The sequence below is a fragment of the Magnetococcales bacterium genome (assembly GCA_015228815.1).
GTDB lineage: Bacteria > Pseudomonadota > Magnetococcia > Magnetococcales > UBA8363 > UBA8363.
Genome location: JADGCV010000003.1, coordinates 23382 through 39567, shown reverse-complemented (window position 1 = coordinate 39567; position 16186 = coordinate 23382). Strand labels below are relative to the sequence as shown.

The window sequence follows — 16186 nt, the reverse complement described above, 5'->3', positions numbered from 1 at the left end:
TTCCAACATCCTCAATCAATCCTGATCCGCTACCGCCCCACCATTGGCGTCACAGTTGCCGCCGGGTGTCGCAGTAATGGTCACATCCACAAACTTGGCCAAAAAAGCGTGTCCCTGCCACAGAGGATTGCTGGATTCCGCTCCCGAGTAGAGAACATAGGCATTGGAATCCGCACCCGCCTCTTTTTCCCAGGCCCGAATACAAATCCAAACATCGCGGTTATCCTGCACGACGGCATTGATCTCATACTGGAACTTGACACCGCGAGGAGCCGTCAAATGCGGAATCAAACTGGAAATTTCCTTATCCGGGGTATCACCGTTAAGATTACCCTTGTTCCCCGGTTGAAAGAGAACATTCAACTGATCGATGGAGGTACTGGTTTGCGCATCCACATACCCATGAATCGCCCTAACGATCCTGCCTGCAACTTCTAAAGCTTCAGTCGCCGTACTTGTTCGAACATAGTTATTCAGCCTGGGAAGTCCAATGGCAGACAAAATCGCAATAATGGTCACAACAACCATAAGCTCAATCAGTGTAAAACCTTCCTCACCCCCAGACCAACCAACCCTTCCCTTCCTCTTCATGATCTGTCTCCTTCATATCGTTAGAATCAGTTTCTGTTCGGTTCCATAGGAAGAGCCATTGTCCCAACTGTTTCGGGAATACTCGCCTTCTTATCACGCTTATAAGGATGATGGTATTTGATCAAAACCCGCGTAGCTACCTCATTATCACCGTAACGGAATTCCATCCGCGCATAATTATTGATCTCGGGACAATACCACCAAGTTTCATGCCCGCTCCAATTACTCTGAAGGGAATCGGTATTCCACTCAAGTATCCAACAACCATAATCATGGTCTGCGACCGTCACTTTTGGTTGATATCCGGTCACCCGCCAGGAACTGCGATGTTTAATGAGTTCTCTGTTCCGTAAAAATTCGCGATCATAGTTAATGACCTTTCCAACAGCCAACGGAAACAGTTTATCCAGCTTCTCGGAGAGAAAGACATTTTTTCGATGCTCGTCACCAAACTTCGACTCCACTTTAAAAAATCCCTTGCAAACCATCCAGAAATCGCTCCATGACTCCTGAGGAAATCCATAAGGCGGGGTCACCTTGAACCGAGTCAACCGCTCCTCGGGTGGATAGGATTCATGATCTCCCAGGGAACTTCCGTCCGGCCTAGAAATACTCTCAACCTCCAGTACATAACCATCGCTGTACTCCCATCTTTCACCAACAGTCCATACCGGAACGCCTGTATCGACAGAAACGACTTCTTTTGTATCGTCCTGTTGAACATCTGGTGTAATTTCGACCGCAGGAATACCGCAACCGAACAAAACAAGAACCACAAGAGAGAGAATCCATGTAAAGATCAAGCAAGTATTCTTTCCGCGATTATTCATTCCCATTCCTTGCTCCCGATCACCAATTAAATAAAAAAAAATGCTATTCATCTTCTTTCCACGGATTGACGATTGTGAGCAGTCTGCTGTTTTCGATTACGTTCTTTTGATCCCGAGCAATCTCGTCTTTTTTCCGCCGCACATAAGCCCCCATTTCCGCTCCTCCACTGAGGGCAGCCAAACCTCTCTGGGGAGTATCTTCAAGACTGATAGAATGAGAACGGGGCGTAATGAAAAAAATGGTCTCCCTGGTTCGATCCTCGGATTTATTTTCCCTGAACAACCCCCCAAGAATGGGAATTTCCTTCAGATAGGGAACGCCGGTCTCTCCTTCCTCCCGAACCGTCTTGAAAAGTCCCCCGATAATGAACGTCGAATTCACCGGAACAATCACGGTACTGTCCATTGTTTGCGCATTTTTTGAAAATGATGCAATGGTCTGTGGATTGACCGAACTGTTTACCGCATGAATCTTCAACTGAACAAAATTATTTTTATCTGATTGTTGATTGCCAACGATCACGGTTGGAGTGATATTGATCTCAACACCTGTATCCACTGTTTGATAACTGTCGCTGGACGGAGGATTGCTTAATGCGTTGCCTTCAACCCTAAAACTTTGTTGGTCGGTACTCTTGATCACCGCCGGCCTTCCGTTGAGAACAACGACCTTGGGCGATGCCACCTGTTCCAGGAGGTTGTCGCGGGCAAATGCCGACAGAGTCGAATCCAATAAATTGCGCGATCCTTGATAAAGAAACCCCAGGGAGGCCCCACTGGTCAGAGGAGAAACCATGCTGGCATGTTCCCCGGTGTCGTGGCTAAACAAGTTGGAAATATTAGAGGTGTTGGTTGTGTCCTGATTAATGACACTGGGATAGGCGCTTCCGCCCAATTTGGTGCCCAGAGAACGCAAAAGATTTTTCTGCGCCTCCACAATCATCACCTCAATCTCAACCAACTGAGCCGGATGATCCAAATTATTGATCAACGTCTCTATTGCAATAATATGATCGATATTCATCGCGTATACGATGAATCCATTGACTGCCGGAGACCTTACAACTAAGGGAAACACGGGATCATTCTTTCCCGGAAGTGGTGGGGCAAGCTGAAATGTGATCGAGGTAGATTTCGAGTCTGTCGTGGAATCGACCTTTTCCGTTTCTTTGACATCTGTCGGTTCCTTTTGCTCCGCTCCCTTAACCTCCACATTACGATAAACCTTGTCGATCATACTCTGAACAGAATCAAGGATCGTGTCGGCAACCGCTTTTCGGAGCAAGACCTCTTTTTTGAATCCGCACACAGTATCACTTTGCCAGAATACAACAGATCCTGGTGATTGCGTTGAATCACTGTCACATTGATCACTAGCTTGTTTCTTGGACTTTCTTTTCTTTTCAATGTCATTTTCTGGTACTTCAATTAGCTTGTTCTCTCTGGCAGCCACCTCCTTTCTGGCCTCCCTGTCCGCTTCGAACTCTTCTTCCTCCCTCTCTCTAAGGCCATTAATAATATTTTCAATATCATCAATTATTGATGCAGGCCCCTGGAACACGACCGTTCTCTCATCAACCACCTGAGACACAATCCGATCCATCCGTATTCTCATTCCAAGGAGCAAAACCTTCAATTTTTCAGTCGTTCCAGGGAAAAGAAACGTGCGGACAAGTACCTTATTATCATCCTTTGGTACAGCCACGATCTTCTCGTTTCCCTGGGCCTCTTTTTTTCCCTGAGCCTCTTTTTTTCCCGCAATCGCGTACACCTGTTCCCTGGCGATGTCGATTCTGTTCTGTTTGCCATCGTACATGTAGGTCAAATGATGTCTTTTAATAAGTCTCTCGAAAGCCTCCTTCACCGTTAATTCCCGTATCTCGTAAAAGACCCGCTCATCCAAGGATGTACCTAGACCATCACCTTCCATCAGTTTGTTTTCAATGTAGACAGTCACACCGCTTATGGTGTTGCCAGAAAGCAACTGCCACAGGAGTGATCCAAGCTCCGTGTACGATACCCTTCCAGTCTTACGATTGGCCTGAGAATCGTTCCAAGGAATATTTTGCCCAGAAGCATTTTGATCTGAACCATCGACCACTGTGTTACTCAATTTTTCAGCAGAAAATGTCTTGATGTCATCCATGAGTATCGAAGTGCCATTGTTAGGTTCCGTTGGATTCAATTCCGGTCGGGTTTCTCCGATCGAATGAATCGAGACCAGCAGAAAGATCGACAACAATCCCATGTACAGCATCATCTTGACCCAGGTCAATCGCCCCAAGCCACCCCCGATCGATGGATCCGTACCCGGTGCAGTCCCATCATGCGATTCTGATTTGGAATTTGATTTCATTTCATCACGTTCAAGGAAAATAGATCCCAGCGAAAATTTACCGAACCGATAGACCAAAACAGCTCATACCCCTACTCAATCATCATGGAGAAACAGATCCTCCATCTCCTGAGCCATCACAGCGCCCGCATCGTGCGGATATCCATGAACATATAATTATGACCTGTAATATTATCACAAGTCAGATCAGATCATCGATAGAGATCCAAAAACGTGTACGATCACGATAAACTGAATTTTAGTCAAGAAATCATACCAATGATCAGAATCCTACGCATACACGGAGTCTGTGTCAATCAATAATTTTATATTATTAATATAATTATTTGTTTTTGCATGCCCGCAAATTTCATAGGCGTTTACTGTTCTTAATAATAAATAAAATTATATACGATTTGTTTTTACATATGAAATATTATATTTTATTGGTTATTTCACCAGAGTGAATTTTCTTAATGATTTTCATTGCGAATCGGGTGCATTTCGGCAAATTTAATCTTTATCATTAAATAACATGTGAATTTATATAATGTAATATTCTATATATCAATCATAATCTATCAATTATAGACAGCAATTCGCGTATCGCAAAAAATTTATCTGACCTTTCCTTTTGCCCGTCTTGCCTTATTCCCCCCCCAAAAAAAAACGCCCCCCATAAATCCGGGGGGCGTGATCGGTCTTCAGAGCGCCACGGCGGCGCTCAAACCTTCAATACCTTCAGGCAGCCTGGACGATCAGGGCTGGCCCGCGGCAAGGTTGTAGAAGGCCTTGATGCCGGCATAGCGGGCTTCGGCGCCAAGTTCTTCTTCGATGCGGATCAGTTGGTTGTATTTGGCGATCCGGTCGGAACGGTTCATCGAACCGGTCTTGATCTGCCCGGCATTGGTACCGACGGCAATGTCGGCGATGGTGGCATCCTCGGTCTCGCCGGAGCGGTGGGAAATGACGCAGGTGTAATTGGCCCGTTGCGCCATCTGGACCGCATCCATGGTTTCGGTCAGGGTGCCAATCTGGTTGACCTTGACCAGAATGGAATTGCCGATCCCTTCACGAATCCCCTTGGCGAGAATCTTGGGATTGGTCACAAACAGGTCGTCGCCGACAAGCTGAATCTTGTTGCCAAGGGCCTTGGTCAACTTGCCCCAGCCGGTCCAGTCGTTCTGGTCGCAGGCATCCTCGATGGAGATGATGGGATACTTCCGGCACAACTCCTCGTAGAAACCGACCATCTCGTCAGGGCTGAACTTACGTCCCTCACCGTGAAGGTGGTAAATGCCGGCATTTTTGTCGTAGAACTCGGAAGAAGCACAGTCAAGGCCAAGCATGATGTCTTCGCCCGCCTTGTAACCCGCCTTGCCGATCGCCTCCATGATCACCTTGAGGGCATCTTCGTTGGAGGCCAGGTTGGGGGCGAAACCACCTTCATCACCGACGGCGGTGTTGAGCTTCAACCCTTGAAGAACCTTCTTCAGATTGTGAAACACCTCGGCGCCCATCCGGACCGCCTCGGCAACCGACTTGGCCGATACCGGAAGAATCATGAATTCCTGAATATCGACGTTGTTGTCGGCATGGGCGCCGCCGTTGATGATGTTCATCATCGGAACCGGCAGGACATGGGCATTGGTGCCGCCCAGGTAACGGTAGAGGGGTTGCCCGGTGGCCATGGCGCCCGCCTTGGCAGCAGCCATCGAAACCCCCAAAAGGGCATTGGCCCCAAGACGCGATTTGCCTTCGGTGCCGTCAACCTCCATCATGCGGGTGTCGATGGCACGTTGTCCGGTAACGTTCATGCCGATGACCGCCTTGGCCAGCTCGCCATTGACCGCAGCCACCGCCTTCATCACCCCCTTGCCGAGGAAACGGGATTTGTCTCCGTCGCGCAGTTCCAGCGCCTCGCGCTCACCCGTGGAGGCACCGGACGGCACCGCCGCACGGCCCACGGCGCCGTTGGCCAGCACCACATCGACTTCCACCGTCGGGTTGCCCCGGGAATCAACGATCTCTCTGCCTTTGACGTGTACGATTTCATTCATGATCCAGCGTCCTTCTCCATATCAGGTCAGGTTTACGTGCCGCACGGGTGTCGTCCAGCCTTCCAAGCCCCCCACCGGGTACCGGTACATGATGGGGAGCGCCTTTCACAAGTTCAGGGTCGGTTTGTGCCTCCCGGCGAATGGCAACCAGGGCCTCGGCAAACCGATCCAACTCTTCCTTCGTTTCCGTTTCGGTCGGTTCGATCAACAGACATTCCGGCACCAACATCGGAAAATAGATCGTCGGTGCGTAAAAGCCATAATCCAACAACCGCTTCGCAAAATCCAGGGCTGATACGCCCCATTCCTCCGACTCGCGCTTCAAGGTCACGATGAATTCATGGGTGGCACGGCGTTCGGGACAGGCAATCCGAAATCCCCCCTCTTGCAGACGCGCCTTGAGATAGTTGGCGTTGAGGGTGGAAAAATCGGCAACCCGGCGCATCCCCCGCCCGCCCAAAAGACGGATGTAGACATAAGCCCGGAGCAAAATGCCAATATTCCCGGCAAAAGCAGACAGCCTGCCAATGGAACGGAGCGCTTCGTCGCTATCGAGCCAACGGTATCCCGTCCCCTGTTCATTGCGCACCACCCGGGGAACTGGCAGATAATCCAGCAATCGCGCCGACACCGCAACAGGACCCGCCCCAGGACCCCCACCACCATGCGGCGTGGCAAAGGTCTTGTGGACGTTGACATGAACGGCATCAAACCCCATGTCCCCAGGTCGGACCCGACCGGTGATGGCGTTCAGGTTGGCCCCATCATAATATAAAAGCCCCCCCGCCTGGTGAACCAGATCGGCAATCTCCCTTATTTTTCGTTCGAACACCCCCAGCGTCGAAGGATTCGTCAGCATCAATCCCGCCGTCTTCGGACCCAGAACCTTTTTCAGCGCGGCAATATCGATGTCCCCCTCGGAAAGAGTCGGAATCTCCCGAACCGTCAGGCCACACATGGCGGCAGTGGCAGGGTTGGTCCCATGGGCGGCATCGGGAACCAACATTTCGCTGCGTTCGTGGTCGCCACGGTCCAGATGGTACGCCCGGATCATCGCCACTCCGGCAAACTCCCCCTGGGCCCCCGCCATCGGCGTCAGGGAAACCCCGGCAGTCCCCGTGATTTCCCGAAGATATTCCCCCAATTCAAACAGACATTGCATCACCCCCTGCCCCTGGGCCTCGGGGGCCAGAGGATGGCGTTCGAGAAACTCCGGCAACATCGACAGGGTATGACAAACCCGTGGATTGTATTTCATCGTGCAGGATCCCAGGGGATAAAACTGGGTATCCACCGAAAAATTATGCTGCGACAGCCGGGTGAAATGGCGTACCACCTGAAGTTCCGACACCTCCGGCAACAACGGCGGTCGGGAACGAAGAAAACGGTCGGGAATGATTCCAGGATTGTTGACCCCTTCCCGCCAAACCACTCCCCCACGACCTTGCCGCCCCTCCTCGAAAATCACGGCGGGCCTGGAATCGAATCGTTCGTCGCGCTTCATGACAGGACCTCCCGCAATGCATCCCGAAACCGTTCCATCTCCCCTCGCCCCACCGTTTCGGTGGCGCAGACAAGAAGGGTATTTTCCAACATGGGATATGCCCGCTCCAATGAATGGCCCGCAACGACCCCCATCCCCCGAAGCCGTTCGAGAATCCCGGACACCGGCCCTGGCAGCCGCAGCGCCACCTCATGAAAAAAAGGCCGCGAAAAAACCCGGGTCACCCCTGGAACCTGCAACAGAAGATTCATCAGTTCAACGGTGTTGGCATGACACGTCCGGGCCGTGTTTCGCAATCCCTCGGGTCCCAGAAGCGACAGGTGAATCGCCGCTGCAATCGCCATCAACCCCTGACTGGTGCAAATGTTTGATGTGGCTCGGGAACGGCGTATGTGTTGTTCCCGCGCCTGTAGCGTCAGCACAAATCCGGAATGCCCCTCCCGATCGGTCGTCCGACCGACGATGCGACCCGGCATCTGCCGGATGTGCGCCGAACGACAGCATAAAAATCCAAACCCCGGCCCCCCCGAGGTCAACGGAGCGCCAAAAGGTTGCCCCTCGCCACAGGCAATATCGGCCCCCTTTTCACCCCAGGACCCGGGCGGCGCCAGCATTCCCAGGGCCACGGGATTGACCAGGCCGATCACCAGCGCCCCCGATCCCTGGGCCCGCGTCGTCAAGGCATCCACCTCTTCCAACACGCCGAAAAAATTGGGCTGGGGAACAACCAGCGCCGCATACCCTTCACCCTCCCATGGCGCAAGGGCCTCGGGAACAATATGACCATCCGCGACACAAAACGGCACCGGTATCACCTCGATCCCCTGGTAACGCACCAGGGCCCGGACCGTTTCCAGATAACGGGGATTCACGGTGGCGGGTATCAAGACCCTCCGACCACCCGCCCCCCCCCGAAGGCGAACCGCCATGAGCACCGCCTCCGCCAAGGCGCTGGCGCCATCATAAAGGGAGGCATTGGAAACATCCATCCCCGTAAGGGAAGCCATCATCGTCTGAAATTCATAGAGAATCTGTAACGTTCCCTGGCTCGCTTCCGCCTGATAGGGGGTGTAGGCGGTATAAAATTCGCCCCGCGAGGCCAACTGCCAGACTACGGCGGGAATGTGGTGGGCATACGCCCCGGCACCCAGGAAGGAAACCATTCCCGCATCCCGTGACGCCCGTTCCCGCATCAGACGCACCACGTCCCATTCGGCGAGCGGAGGAGGAAGATCGAGCGGTTTACCGCGCAGCTCCGGATCGATCTCATCGAACAATGAATCCAAACCATCCACGCCGATGGTCGAAAGCATCTCCCGGATGTCCTCATCCGTATGGGGAATAAAAGGCATGAAGGCCTCATCAGGCAAAAAATTGGTTCATGAAACCCGTTCCAGGGTGACCATAATCCTGGAAAATGCAAAAGGCAAAGGGAATGATTCAAATCCCCATGCGCCTCGATGATTACGCGACCAGAGACATCGGCAGAATCACGGTCACCGACGTTTCTCCAGGACGACGGGTATCCAGTTCGATCCGCCCCTTCTGGGTCCTGGCCGACAACCATGCGGAATAGGTCCCCAATCCAGTCCCCCCCTTCTTGCCCCAGGTCACGTATTTCTCGAAAAAGCGATCGCGAATGGGTTCGGGAACCTCGCCACTGTTGGTAATTCCGATCCTTCCCTCCCCCTGGCCACGAGAAAGAAGGATATGAATCTCCCCCGGTGTGACCGAGGCCTCGATGGCATTCAGGATCAAGTTGAAAAACAATGGATGGCACAACATCCGCTCACCGATCACCAGAAACGCCCCACTCGGATCGGGATCATTCCGCTCGGCACACTCGATGCGAACGTCGAGTCCCTTCGACCTGACGTGCCGTTTCAGGTCGGCGACGATCCGTTCCAACACCTCCAACAGGTCGAATTCCTCCGGTTGCAAGGGATAGGTCCCGTTTTCCATCTTGTACAGATCAAGAGAACGGTTGATCATTTCCAGCATCGCATAGCCACTTTTTTCCATGGCCCCAAGGAGGGTTCTTTGTCCCTCGGTAAGATTATCCGCCTCCATCAAAATTTGCGGCACGCCGATGATCCCCGTCAATGGCCCCTTGAGGTCGTGTTGAAACAGACGCTCCATGTTTTCCCGAACCATCAACGCCTGTTGCAATTCCATGTTTTTCCTGTCCAATTCTTTTCTTGCCTGCCGATGGGCGACAATGGTGGCGCAGCGGAGTTGTACAATCCAGGGATGGCCCGACTTGCGGATGAAATCGACCGCCCCAAGCCTCAGACCGATGATCTCATCCTCCTGGTCCTCCTTGGAGGTCAGAAAGACGATCGGAAGATCCGCGGTCGCCGGATTTCCCTGGAGACGGCAGCATACCTCGTAGCCGTCCATCCCCGGCATGAGAACATCGAGCAATACCAGATCGATGCCCCCCTGTTCGGCGATCCGCAGCGCCAATTCGCCCCGGGTCGCGATCCGCAGCGAAAAATGGTGCTCAAGGGCCGACTTGACCCGAAAAATGCTTTCGGGTTGATCATCGACCAGCAGGATCACCCCTTTTTTTTCCGCAACCGGTTCCTCGATCATCCCCAGCGTCGCACCCCGCCAATTCTGTTCTTTCCCGGACACGACCTCATCCGATCCGCGCCATGCACCGCCGGACCTCTTCCAATGCCCCTTCAAACTCGTATTGTGCCACCCTGGCGGCGATCCGATCAATATCCCGGATCATCTCCTCCGAATGGGGCAGCCGCTTCAGCCGCTCCATCGACGTCTCGACCGCGGCATCGAACGCCTCCAATTCACCGACAATGCGCACCAGAAGCGCCCGGGTTTCCTCCATGCCGGCCTGGGGATCTCCACAACCGGGTCCATGCCCCTCCCGAGGGTCCGCCTCGACCCGAACCGATTCCCGATCCGCGAAAAAAACATCGATCGCCCGCAAAAGAGCCGCCAATTCACCCGCGACCTTTTCAAGGTCCTCATTTGTCCCATCCCCAAGATCGCCATGCCTGTAGAGCGCTTCAAGACGGGCCGCCAGCGCCGCCAGGGAATCGGCCCCCAGGGTCGCCGACACCCCTTTGAGAGAATGGGCCAGACGTTGCGCCGTCTCCAGGTCCCCCTTGTCGCAAGCATCCCGAATGGCGTCCACGATCCCTTCCTGGTTGGCGCGAAAGCGCGACAGCAATTCGATGTAGCCGTTCACATTGCCCCCCATGTACCCGACCCCCCTGGCGACATTCACACCGGCAATAACGGGAAAACCGACCTCATCCACCGCCAATCGAACACCCAAAGCACTCTCCCGCCGCTTTTCCCAATCACCATGCGAGGAAGACAAAGACGCCCTCCGATCCCCGGACCGAATCCAACGGGCCATTGTGGCATACAGTTCCCTGGGATCCACCGGTTTGGCGATATGGTCCTGCATCCCCGCCGCAAGACACGCCTCGCGGTCCCCCGCCATCGCGTTGGCGGTCATTGCCAGAATGGGAAGATCGGCCAATTTCTTGTCCTTGCGAATCTCCCGGGTTGCGGTCAGCCCATCCATGAACGGCATCTGCACATCCATCAGCACCCCATCGAAGGATTCCTCCCGAACCCGTTTCAGGGCAAGGTCGCCATGAGCCACCACGACCACCGTCATTCCCGCCTGTTCCAACAATTCCCGCGCCACCTGTTGATTGATCTCATTGTCCTCCGCCAACAGAATGTGCGCCCCCACCAACCCGGGAAACCGCAACCGTTCTTCTTCCCCGGTCAAACGGGGTTCATCGTCCGCCCCATGCTCCGACTTGCCGAAGACCTCCATGATCGATTCGAACAACAGGCTCTGACTGACCGGTTTGACCAGGAATCCATCGACATGCGCCTCCCGGGTGGCGCGCCGGACAACCTCCTCCTCCCCATAGGCAGTGGCGATGATGATCTTCGGCGCCGGAATCGATCCGGGCATGCGACACAACTCCATCGCCGTGGTGATCCCATCCTGGTCGGGCATCCGATGGTCCATGAGCACCAGGTCGAACGGATCCCCTGCCTTCATCGCCTCCGCAACCGCTCCGATCGCGGCCCTGCCGCCATGAACTCCGTCCACCCTGAATTTCAAGGCGGACAGATGCTCCATCATGACCTCGCAGGCACTGATACTGTCATCGACCACCAAAACCCGTTTCCCGACAAGATCCGGAGCGCAAGCATGGTCGAACGACAACGACCGCCCACCGACTCCAAAGACACCATCGAACACGAACCGGGTTCCCCGACCCGGTACACTCTCCACGGTGATCCCTCCGCCCATCATCTCGATCAGGCGTTTGCTGATCGCCAACCCCAGACCCGTCCCGCCATAACGGCGCGTCACCGAGGTGTCCGCCTGGCTGAACGCCTGAAACAATCGGCCAATCTGTTCTTCGTTCATGCCGATTCCGGTATCCTGGACGGCGAATTCCAATCGAACCCCGTCCTCCAGACGTTCCAGTACCCGGACAGCGACGGAAACTTCCCCTTCCTGGGTAAACTTGATGGCGTTTCCCGTCAGGTTGACGAGAATCTGTCCCAGGCGCAGCGGATCTCCGACAAGGGCGGAAGGGATGTCCGACGCCGCCTTCATGACAAATTCCAATTGTTTCTCATGCGCCTTGAGGGCAATCATGGAAGACAGGTTGCCCAGCACCTCCTCCAGGGTGAAGGCGATGGATTCCATTTCGAGGCGTCCGGCGTCGATCTTCGAAAAATCGAGAATATCGTTGATGATCCGCAACAACGACGTGGCGGAACCGTGGACCTTGCGAATGTAATCCTTCTGTTTGGCGGACATTCGGGTTTGCAGGCACAGGTGACTCAGGCCGATGATGGCGTTCATCGGCGTCCGGATTTCATGACTCATGTTGGCCAGGAATTCCGATTTGGCACGGCTGGCCAGTTCCGCCTTCTCCAGGGCCTGCCGCCGTTCCTCTTCCAATCGTTTGTGCTCGGTGATGTCATCCTTGATCGCCAGATAGTGGGTGATGGTTCCATCGCTGTCCCGAACCGGGGAGATGACCGCATACTCCCAGAACAGGGTCCCATCCTTCCTTTTGTTCTGTAGTTCTCCCCGCCACGTCTGGCCACTGGTGATGGTCCCCCAAAGATCCTGATAGACCGCCAGGGGGGTGTTGCCCGACTGGATCAGGCACGGATTCTGCTGCATGAGTTCTTCGCGGGTATATCCGGTCGATTCGATGCATCGGGGATTGATGTAGATGATGCGCCCCTCCCGGTCGGTGATCACGATGTCCGAGGAACTCTGATCCATCGCCTGCGACAACAGACGGATGCTCTCCTGGGCGGCATGACGATCGGTGATGTCCTGGACCGTGCCGATGACCTCGGTGACCCCCCCCCGGTCGTCACGGATGAATTCGGCCAATTCCCGCATCCACCGGATCTCCCCCCGGACGATCACCCGGTGTTCGACATCATAGGGGGCAACCCCCGCGAACGCGGCTGCCCACGCCTGCTCCACCCGCGCCACATCGTCGGGAAAAATGCACTTGAAAAAAGACGATGGATCCATGGAGGTGTCGGGGGGAAGGCCGAACAGGTGATAGACCTCCTCGGACCAGAAAAGACGCCTGCTCCCCTTGTCCAGACGCCAGCTTCCCAGACGGGCGACCTTCTGCGCCCGATTGAGGGTCTCTTCGCTGCGTTTGAGTTCCGCGGTACGCTTTTCGACCCGGCGTTCCAATTCCCTTTGAATGTTTCCCAGGTCCCGCGTCCGTTCGTCGAAGGCAAGGGCCAGGAGTTCCAATTCATCGTCACTGCCCACGGGATAACAGTTTTCCCCTTCGGCCACGCCAGCCCGGCGCACCCGATCGCTCAGCAGGAGAATCGGTCGGGCGATGCTGTTGCCGAGCCAGATGGAGGCAATCACCGCCCCCACCAGCAACACCAGCCCCAACAACACGAAATGGGCGATCGCCTTGCGGATGGGCGACAGAAAGGCATCGACCGGCGTCCCGACCTCCACCCCCGCGTCAAGTTGCATCATGTATGGCGCGGCCCCGTTGGCCACCACCCGTTCGGTCAGATATTCCACCCCGGGTGATTCATCGGAGACAAACAGGTTCTTCCCATCGACCACCAGGGCATGGTACATCCCCTCCTCGCTCTTCAGCAGGCGTTTGGAAATTTTTTCCAGATCGAAGGTCACCACCACCGCCCCCTGGGTGGTCTGATAGTAGTGAACCGGGGCCACCACCAGAAGCCGATGGTCGGCAGGGGTCAGAAACACCCCCGGACTGCCCATCCCCAATGCCAGACGCAGTTCCTCGGAGGCATTGAAGTCGGGTGGTCCCTCCCCCTTGACGAACAGAGGCCGACCATCGAAATCGACCAGAGAAAACGACACCACATCCCGGCCCGCGGCAAAATTGTCGGCGGTCCGGCGCAAATAGGTCTCGCGTCCCTGGGTATCGATCAATCCATTGATGATGAAATGATTCTCGGTCAGTCGTTCGGTATTTTCGACGAGTTGGCCGATCTGCTGTTCCAGGCGGAGCATTTCATGCCAGGCCTGATTGGCCATGTTGGCCCGCCTTTCCCGCTCCAGATGGCCATACAAAAGCAACGAAATGAACAGCGTGGACACCCCGACGCCGACCACCATCACCAGCGAGATGTATTTGATCAGTTTGGTACGGATGCCCTGTTTTTTCATGTCGCGATCCGTTGGCCGGTCCGTCATGGAGATTCGACCGTGACCAGACGTCCCCAAGGGTCGAACCGGGCCAGGAAATAATCCTGTTCCGTCAGGGCGTCATGGTCTTCCGGAGAAAAAGGCGGGGCATACCTCTTGACCAGCCCCGAATGGCTTTCCAGTTGTTCCAGGGCCTCCCGTACCGCGGCCCGTTCGGTGGTTTGCGCCCTGGCGATCGCCTGGGCCAGAAGATGGACCAGATCATAGGCATGCGCCATCCCGATCGAGGGGGGGGCTTCCGCGGAATGATCCGACATATCGCCGGAAAAAGACATCGTTTGCAACACCTGAAGATCGATTTCGGAGTTCAGAGGGGCGACCAGAGGCCAGAAATCGCCGCCGACAATCCCCATATGGGCAATGATCGGCAACGACCTTTTTCCCCGCTCCAGGTCCCGGACCATGGTTTGCACCAGGGCCGCCCCTTCGACCGTATTCAAAACCAGAATGATCCCACGCGCCCCCGAACTTCTGATCTCCTCCAGGATCGCCGGTCCGATGATTTCTCCGCGGTTGATCCAGGCGACATGCGCCGGGGTGACGCCAACCCGGGAAAAATGCCGGCTCATCGACTCGAAGTTGCCCCGCCCCCAGAGCGAGTTTTCCAGAACCAGCGCAACCCGGTCGAATCGTTTGAGCGCTTCCCGGGCCAGAAAAGGACCCGCCAGACGATCGTTGGCGGAAATCCTGAACGTAAAATTCGGTTTCTCTCCATGCTCCACCACCGCCGCCGCGGTGGACCAGGGGACAAGAAAGGGAATGCCAACCCGTTGCGCCTCCCGGGCCTGGATCTCGGACACGTTGCAAAACGTCCCACCAAGGATCGCGACCACCTCGGGGATCACCGCCAATTCCTTGAAATTGGCCAATCCACACGAGGGCATCCCCTTGTCGTCCCGGCGCAACAAGGTCAGCCTCCGGCCCAATACGCCGCCGCGATCGTTGATTTCCTTCATGGCCAGAAGGACGCCACTCTTGATCGCCTGGCTGCCACGAATGCCGATGCTGGAAAGATCACCCTCGAAGCCAATCACGATCTCCTGTTGTCGCTCGCTCTCGGGCCTGCTGAAATACAACACCTCCTCGATCCGGGAAAGAATATCCGGGCCGATGCTCATTTCGAACCGATTCGCAATCGGCGCCGCCTGACGGATGAATTCCGCCCGTTCCCCATCGGTCAGGGTATGTACCGTAACCCCCGCCTTGCGAATCGTATCCAACCAGATCACCTCACGACGTTGGGTCTCGGCGCGTTCGAAGGCGACCAGATCCCGTCCCGTCTCCTTGAGCAGGGTCCTCGCCTCCACGGGCAGGTTGCGAAACACCGCAGCGCTGATCGAAAGAACATAACCCAGATAACCATGATTGCTCAGGGTCAGGTGGGATTGCACCTCGTGGATTTTCAGGCCGACGATGGCCACCAGCGGATTTTCCTGGCCATCCACCACCTTGTCGGCCAAGGCCTGGCGCGTCGCGTGAAAATCGATCAGAATGGGCATCGCCCCCATTTCTTCGAAATGGTGCATGATGATCCGGCTTTTCATGGTCCGGATCTTCAGACCCTTGAAATCGGCAGGCGACCGGATGGGACGATTGGCGGTGAACTGTTTGAACCCGTTTTCCCAGAAGGCCACCCCTTCCAGGCCGATGAGACGAAGTTTTTCCAACAGCAACCGTCCCGGTTCGCCATCCAGGACCCGATACATCACCTCCCGCGAAGGAAAGAAGAACGGCAGGTCGGCATAGTGCATCGCCGGGACCGCGACACTCATCTTGGCCGTCGGCGTCAGGAGAATATCGAGCCGTCCCTGTCGCGCCATCTCCAGCATTTGATCATCGTTGCCCAGTTCCTGGAACGGATACACACCGACCACGACCCTGCCGCCGCTTTTTTCTTCCACCTCCGCCGCAAACCGCAGCGCCGCCAAGTGCAAGGCGCTGTCCCTGGGCGAGTTGTGTCCAAAACGAAGGACGATTCTCCCTTCGGAAATTGTACGTTCCTTGATCTCGGGAAGCACGACCAGCGACGAACGGGCCAGCCACCAGACCAGCGTCACCACGGCCACAAGCGCCAACAACCCCAACAGAACACGTTTGAAGGAGACCATAATGGACATC

At 55.2% G+C, this 16186-nt stretch carries 9 protein-coding genes; all 9 read right to left on the bottom strand.

Annotated elements, in window-relative coordinates:
• Nucleotides 1–15 precede the first annotated feature (15 nt).
• The 9 genes from HQL76_01875 to HQL76_01835 all read right to left on the bottom strand — a co-directional run bounded on the left by HQL76_01875 (nucleotide 16) and on the right by HQL76_01835 (nucleotide 16185).
• Nucleotides 16–591, bottom strand: coding sequence for a prepilin-type N-terminal cleavage/methylation domain-containing protein (locus HQL76_01875; protein ID MBF0107912.1), 576 nt, complete (start codon nucleotides 589–591; stop codon nucleotides 16–18).
• 26 nt (nucleotides 592–617) lie between these two features.
• Complete coding sequence (locus tag HQL76_01870; GenBank protein MBF0107911.1) at nucleotides 618–1472, bottom strand: hypothetical protein; 855 nt, start codon at nucleotides 1470–1472, stop codon at nucleotides 618–620.
• Nucleotides 1465–3834, bottom strand: a complete 2370-nt coding sequence (locus tag HQL76_01865) for a type II and III secretion system protein (protein ID MBF0107910.1) — start codon at nucleotides 3832–3834, stop codon at nucleotides 1465–1467. The genes HQL76_01870 and HQL76_01865 overlap by 8 nt, the downstream gene beginning before the upstream one ends.
• A gap of 680 nt (nucleotides 3835–4514) precedes the next feature.
• A complete protein-coding gene (eno, locus tag HQL76_01860) occupies nucleotides 4515–5816 on the bottom strand; it encodes a phosphopyruvate hydratase (GenBank protein ID MBF0107909.1) in 1302 nt (433 codons plus the stop codon).
• Nucleotides 5809–7320 (bottom strand): aminomethyl-transferring glycine dehydrogenase subunit GcvPB, encoded by a 1512-nt coding sequence (gene gcvPB / locus HQL76_01855; GenBank protein MBF0107908.1) that lies wholly within the window; start codon nucleotides 7318–7320, stop codon nucleotides 5809–5811. The genes eno and gcvPB overlap by 8 nt, the downstream gene beginning before the upstream one ends.
• Nucleotides 7317–8672 (bottom strand): aminomethyl-transferring glycine dehydrogenase subunit GcvPA, encoded by a 1356-nt coding sequence (gene gcvPA / locus HQL76_01850; GenBank protein MBF0107907.1) that lies wholly within the window; start codon nucleotides 8670–8672, stop codon nucleotides 7317–7319. The genes gcvPB and gcvPA overlap by 4 nt, the downstream gene beginning before the upstream one ends.
• Nucleotides 8673–8784: 112 nt before the next feature.
• On the bottom strand, nucleotides 8785–9957 hold the full coding sequence (locus tag HQL76_01845) for a response regulator (GenBank protein ID MBF0107906.1): 1173 nt from the start codon (nucleotides 9955–9957) through the stop codon (nucleotides 8785–8787).
• Nucleotides 9958–9961: 4 nt separating this feature from the next.
• Nucleotides 9962–14029, bottom strand: coding sequence for a response regulator (locus tag HQL76_01840; GenBank protein MBF0107905.1), 4068 nt, complete (start codon nucleotides 14027–14029; stop codon nucleotides 9962–9964).
• Nucleotides 14030–14052: 23 nt separating this feature from the next.
• Nucleotides 14053–16185, bottom strand: a complete 2133-nt coding sequence (locus HQL76_01835; protein MBF0107904.1) for a DctP family TRAP transporter solute-binding subunit — start codon at nucleotides 16183–16185, stop codon at nucleotides 14053–14055.
• Between the last annotated feature and the right edge of the window lies 1 nt (nucleotide 16186).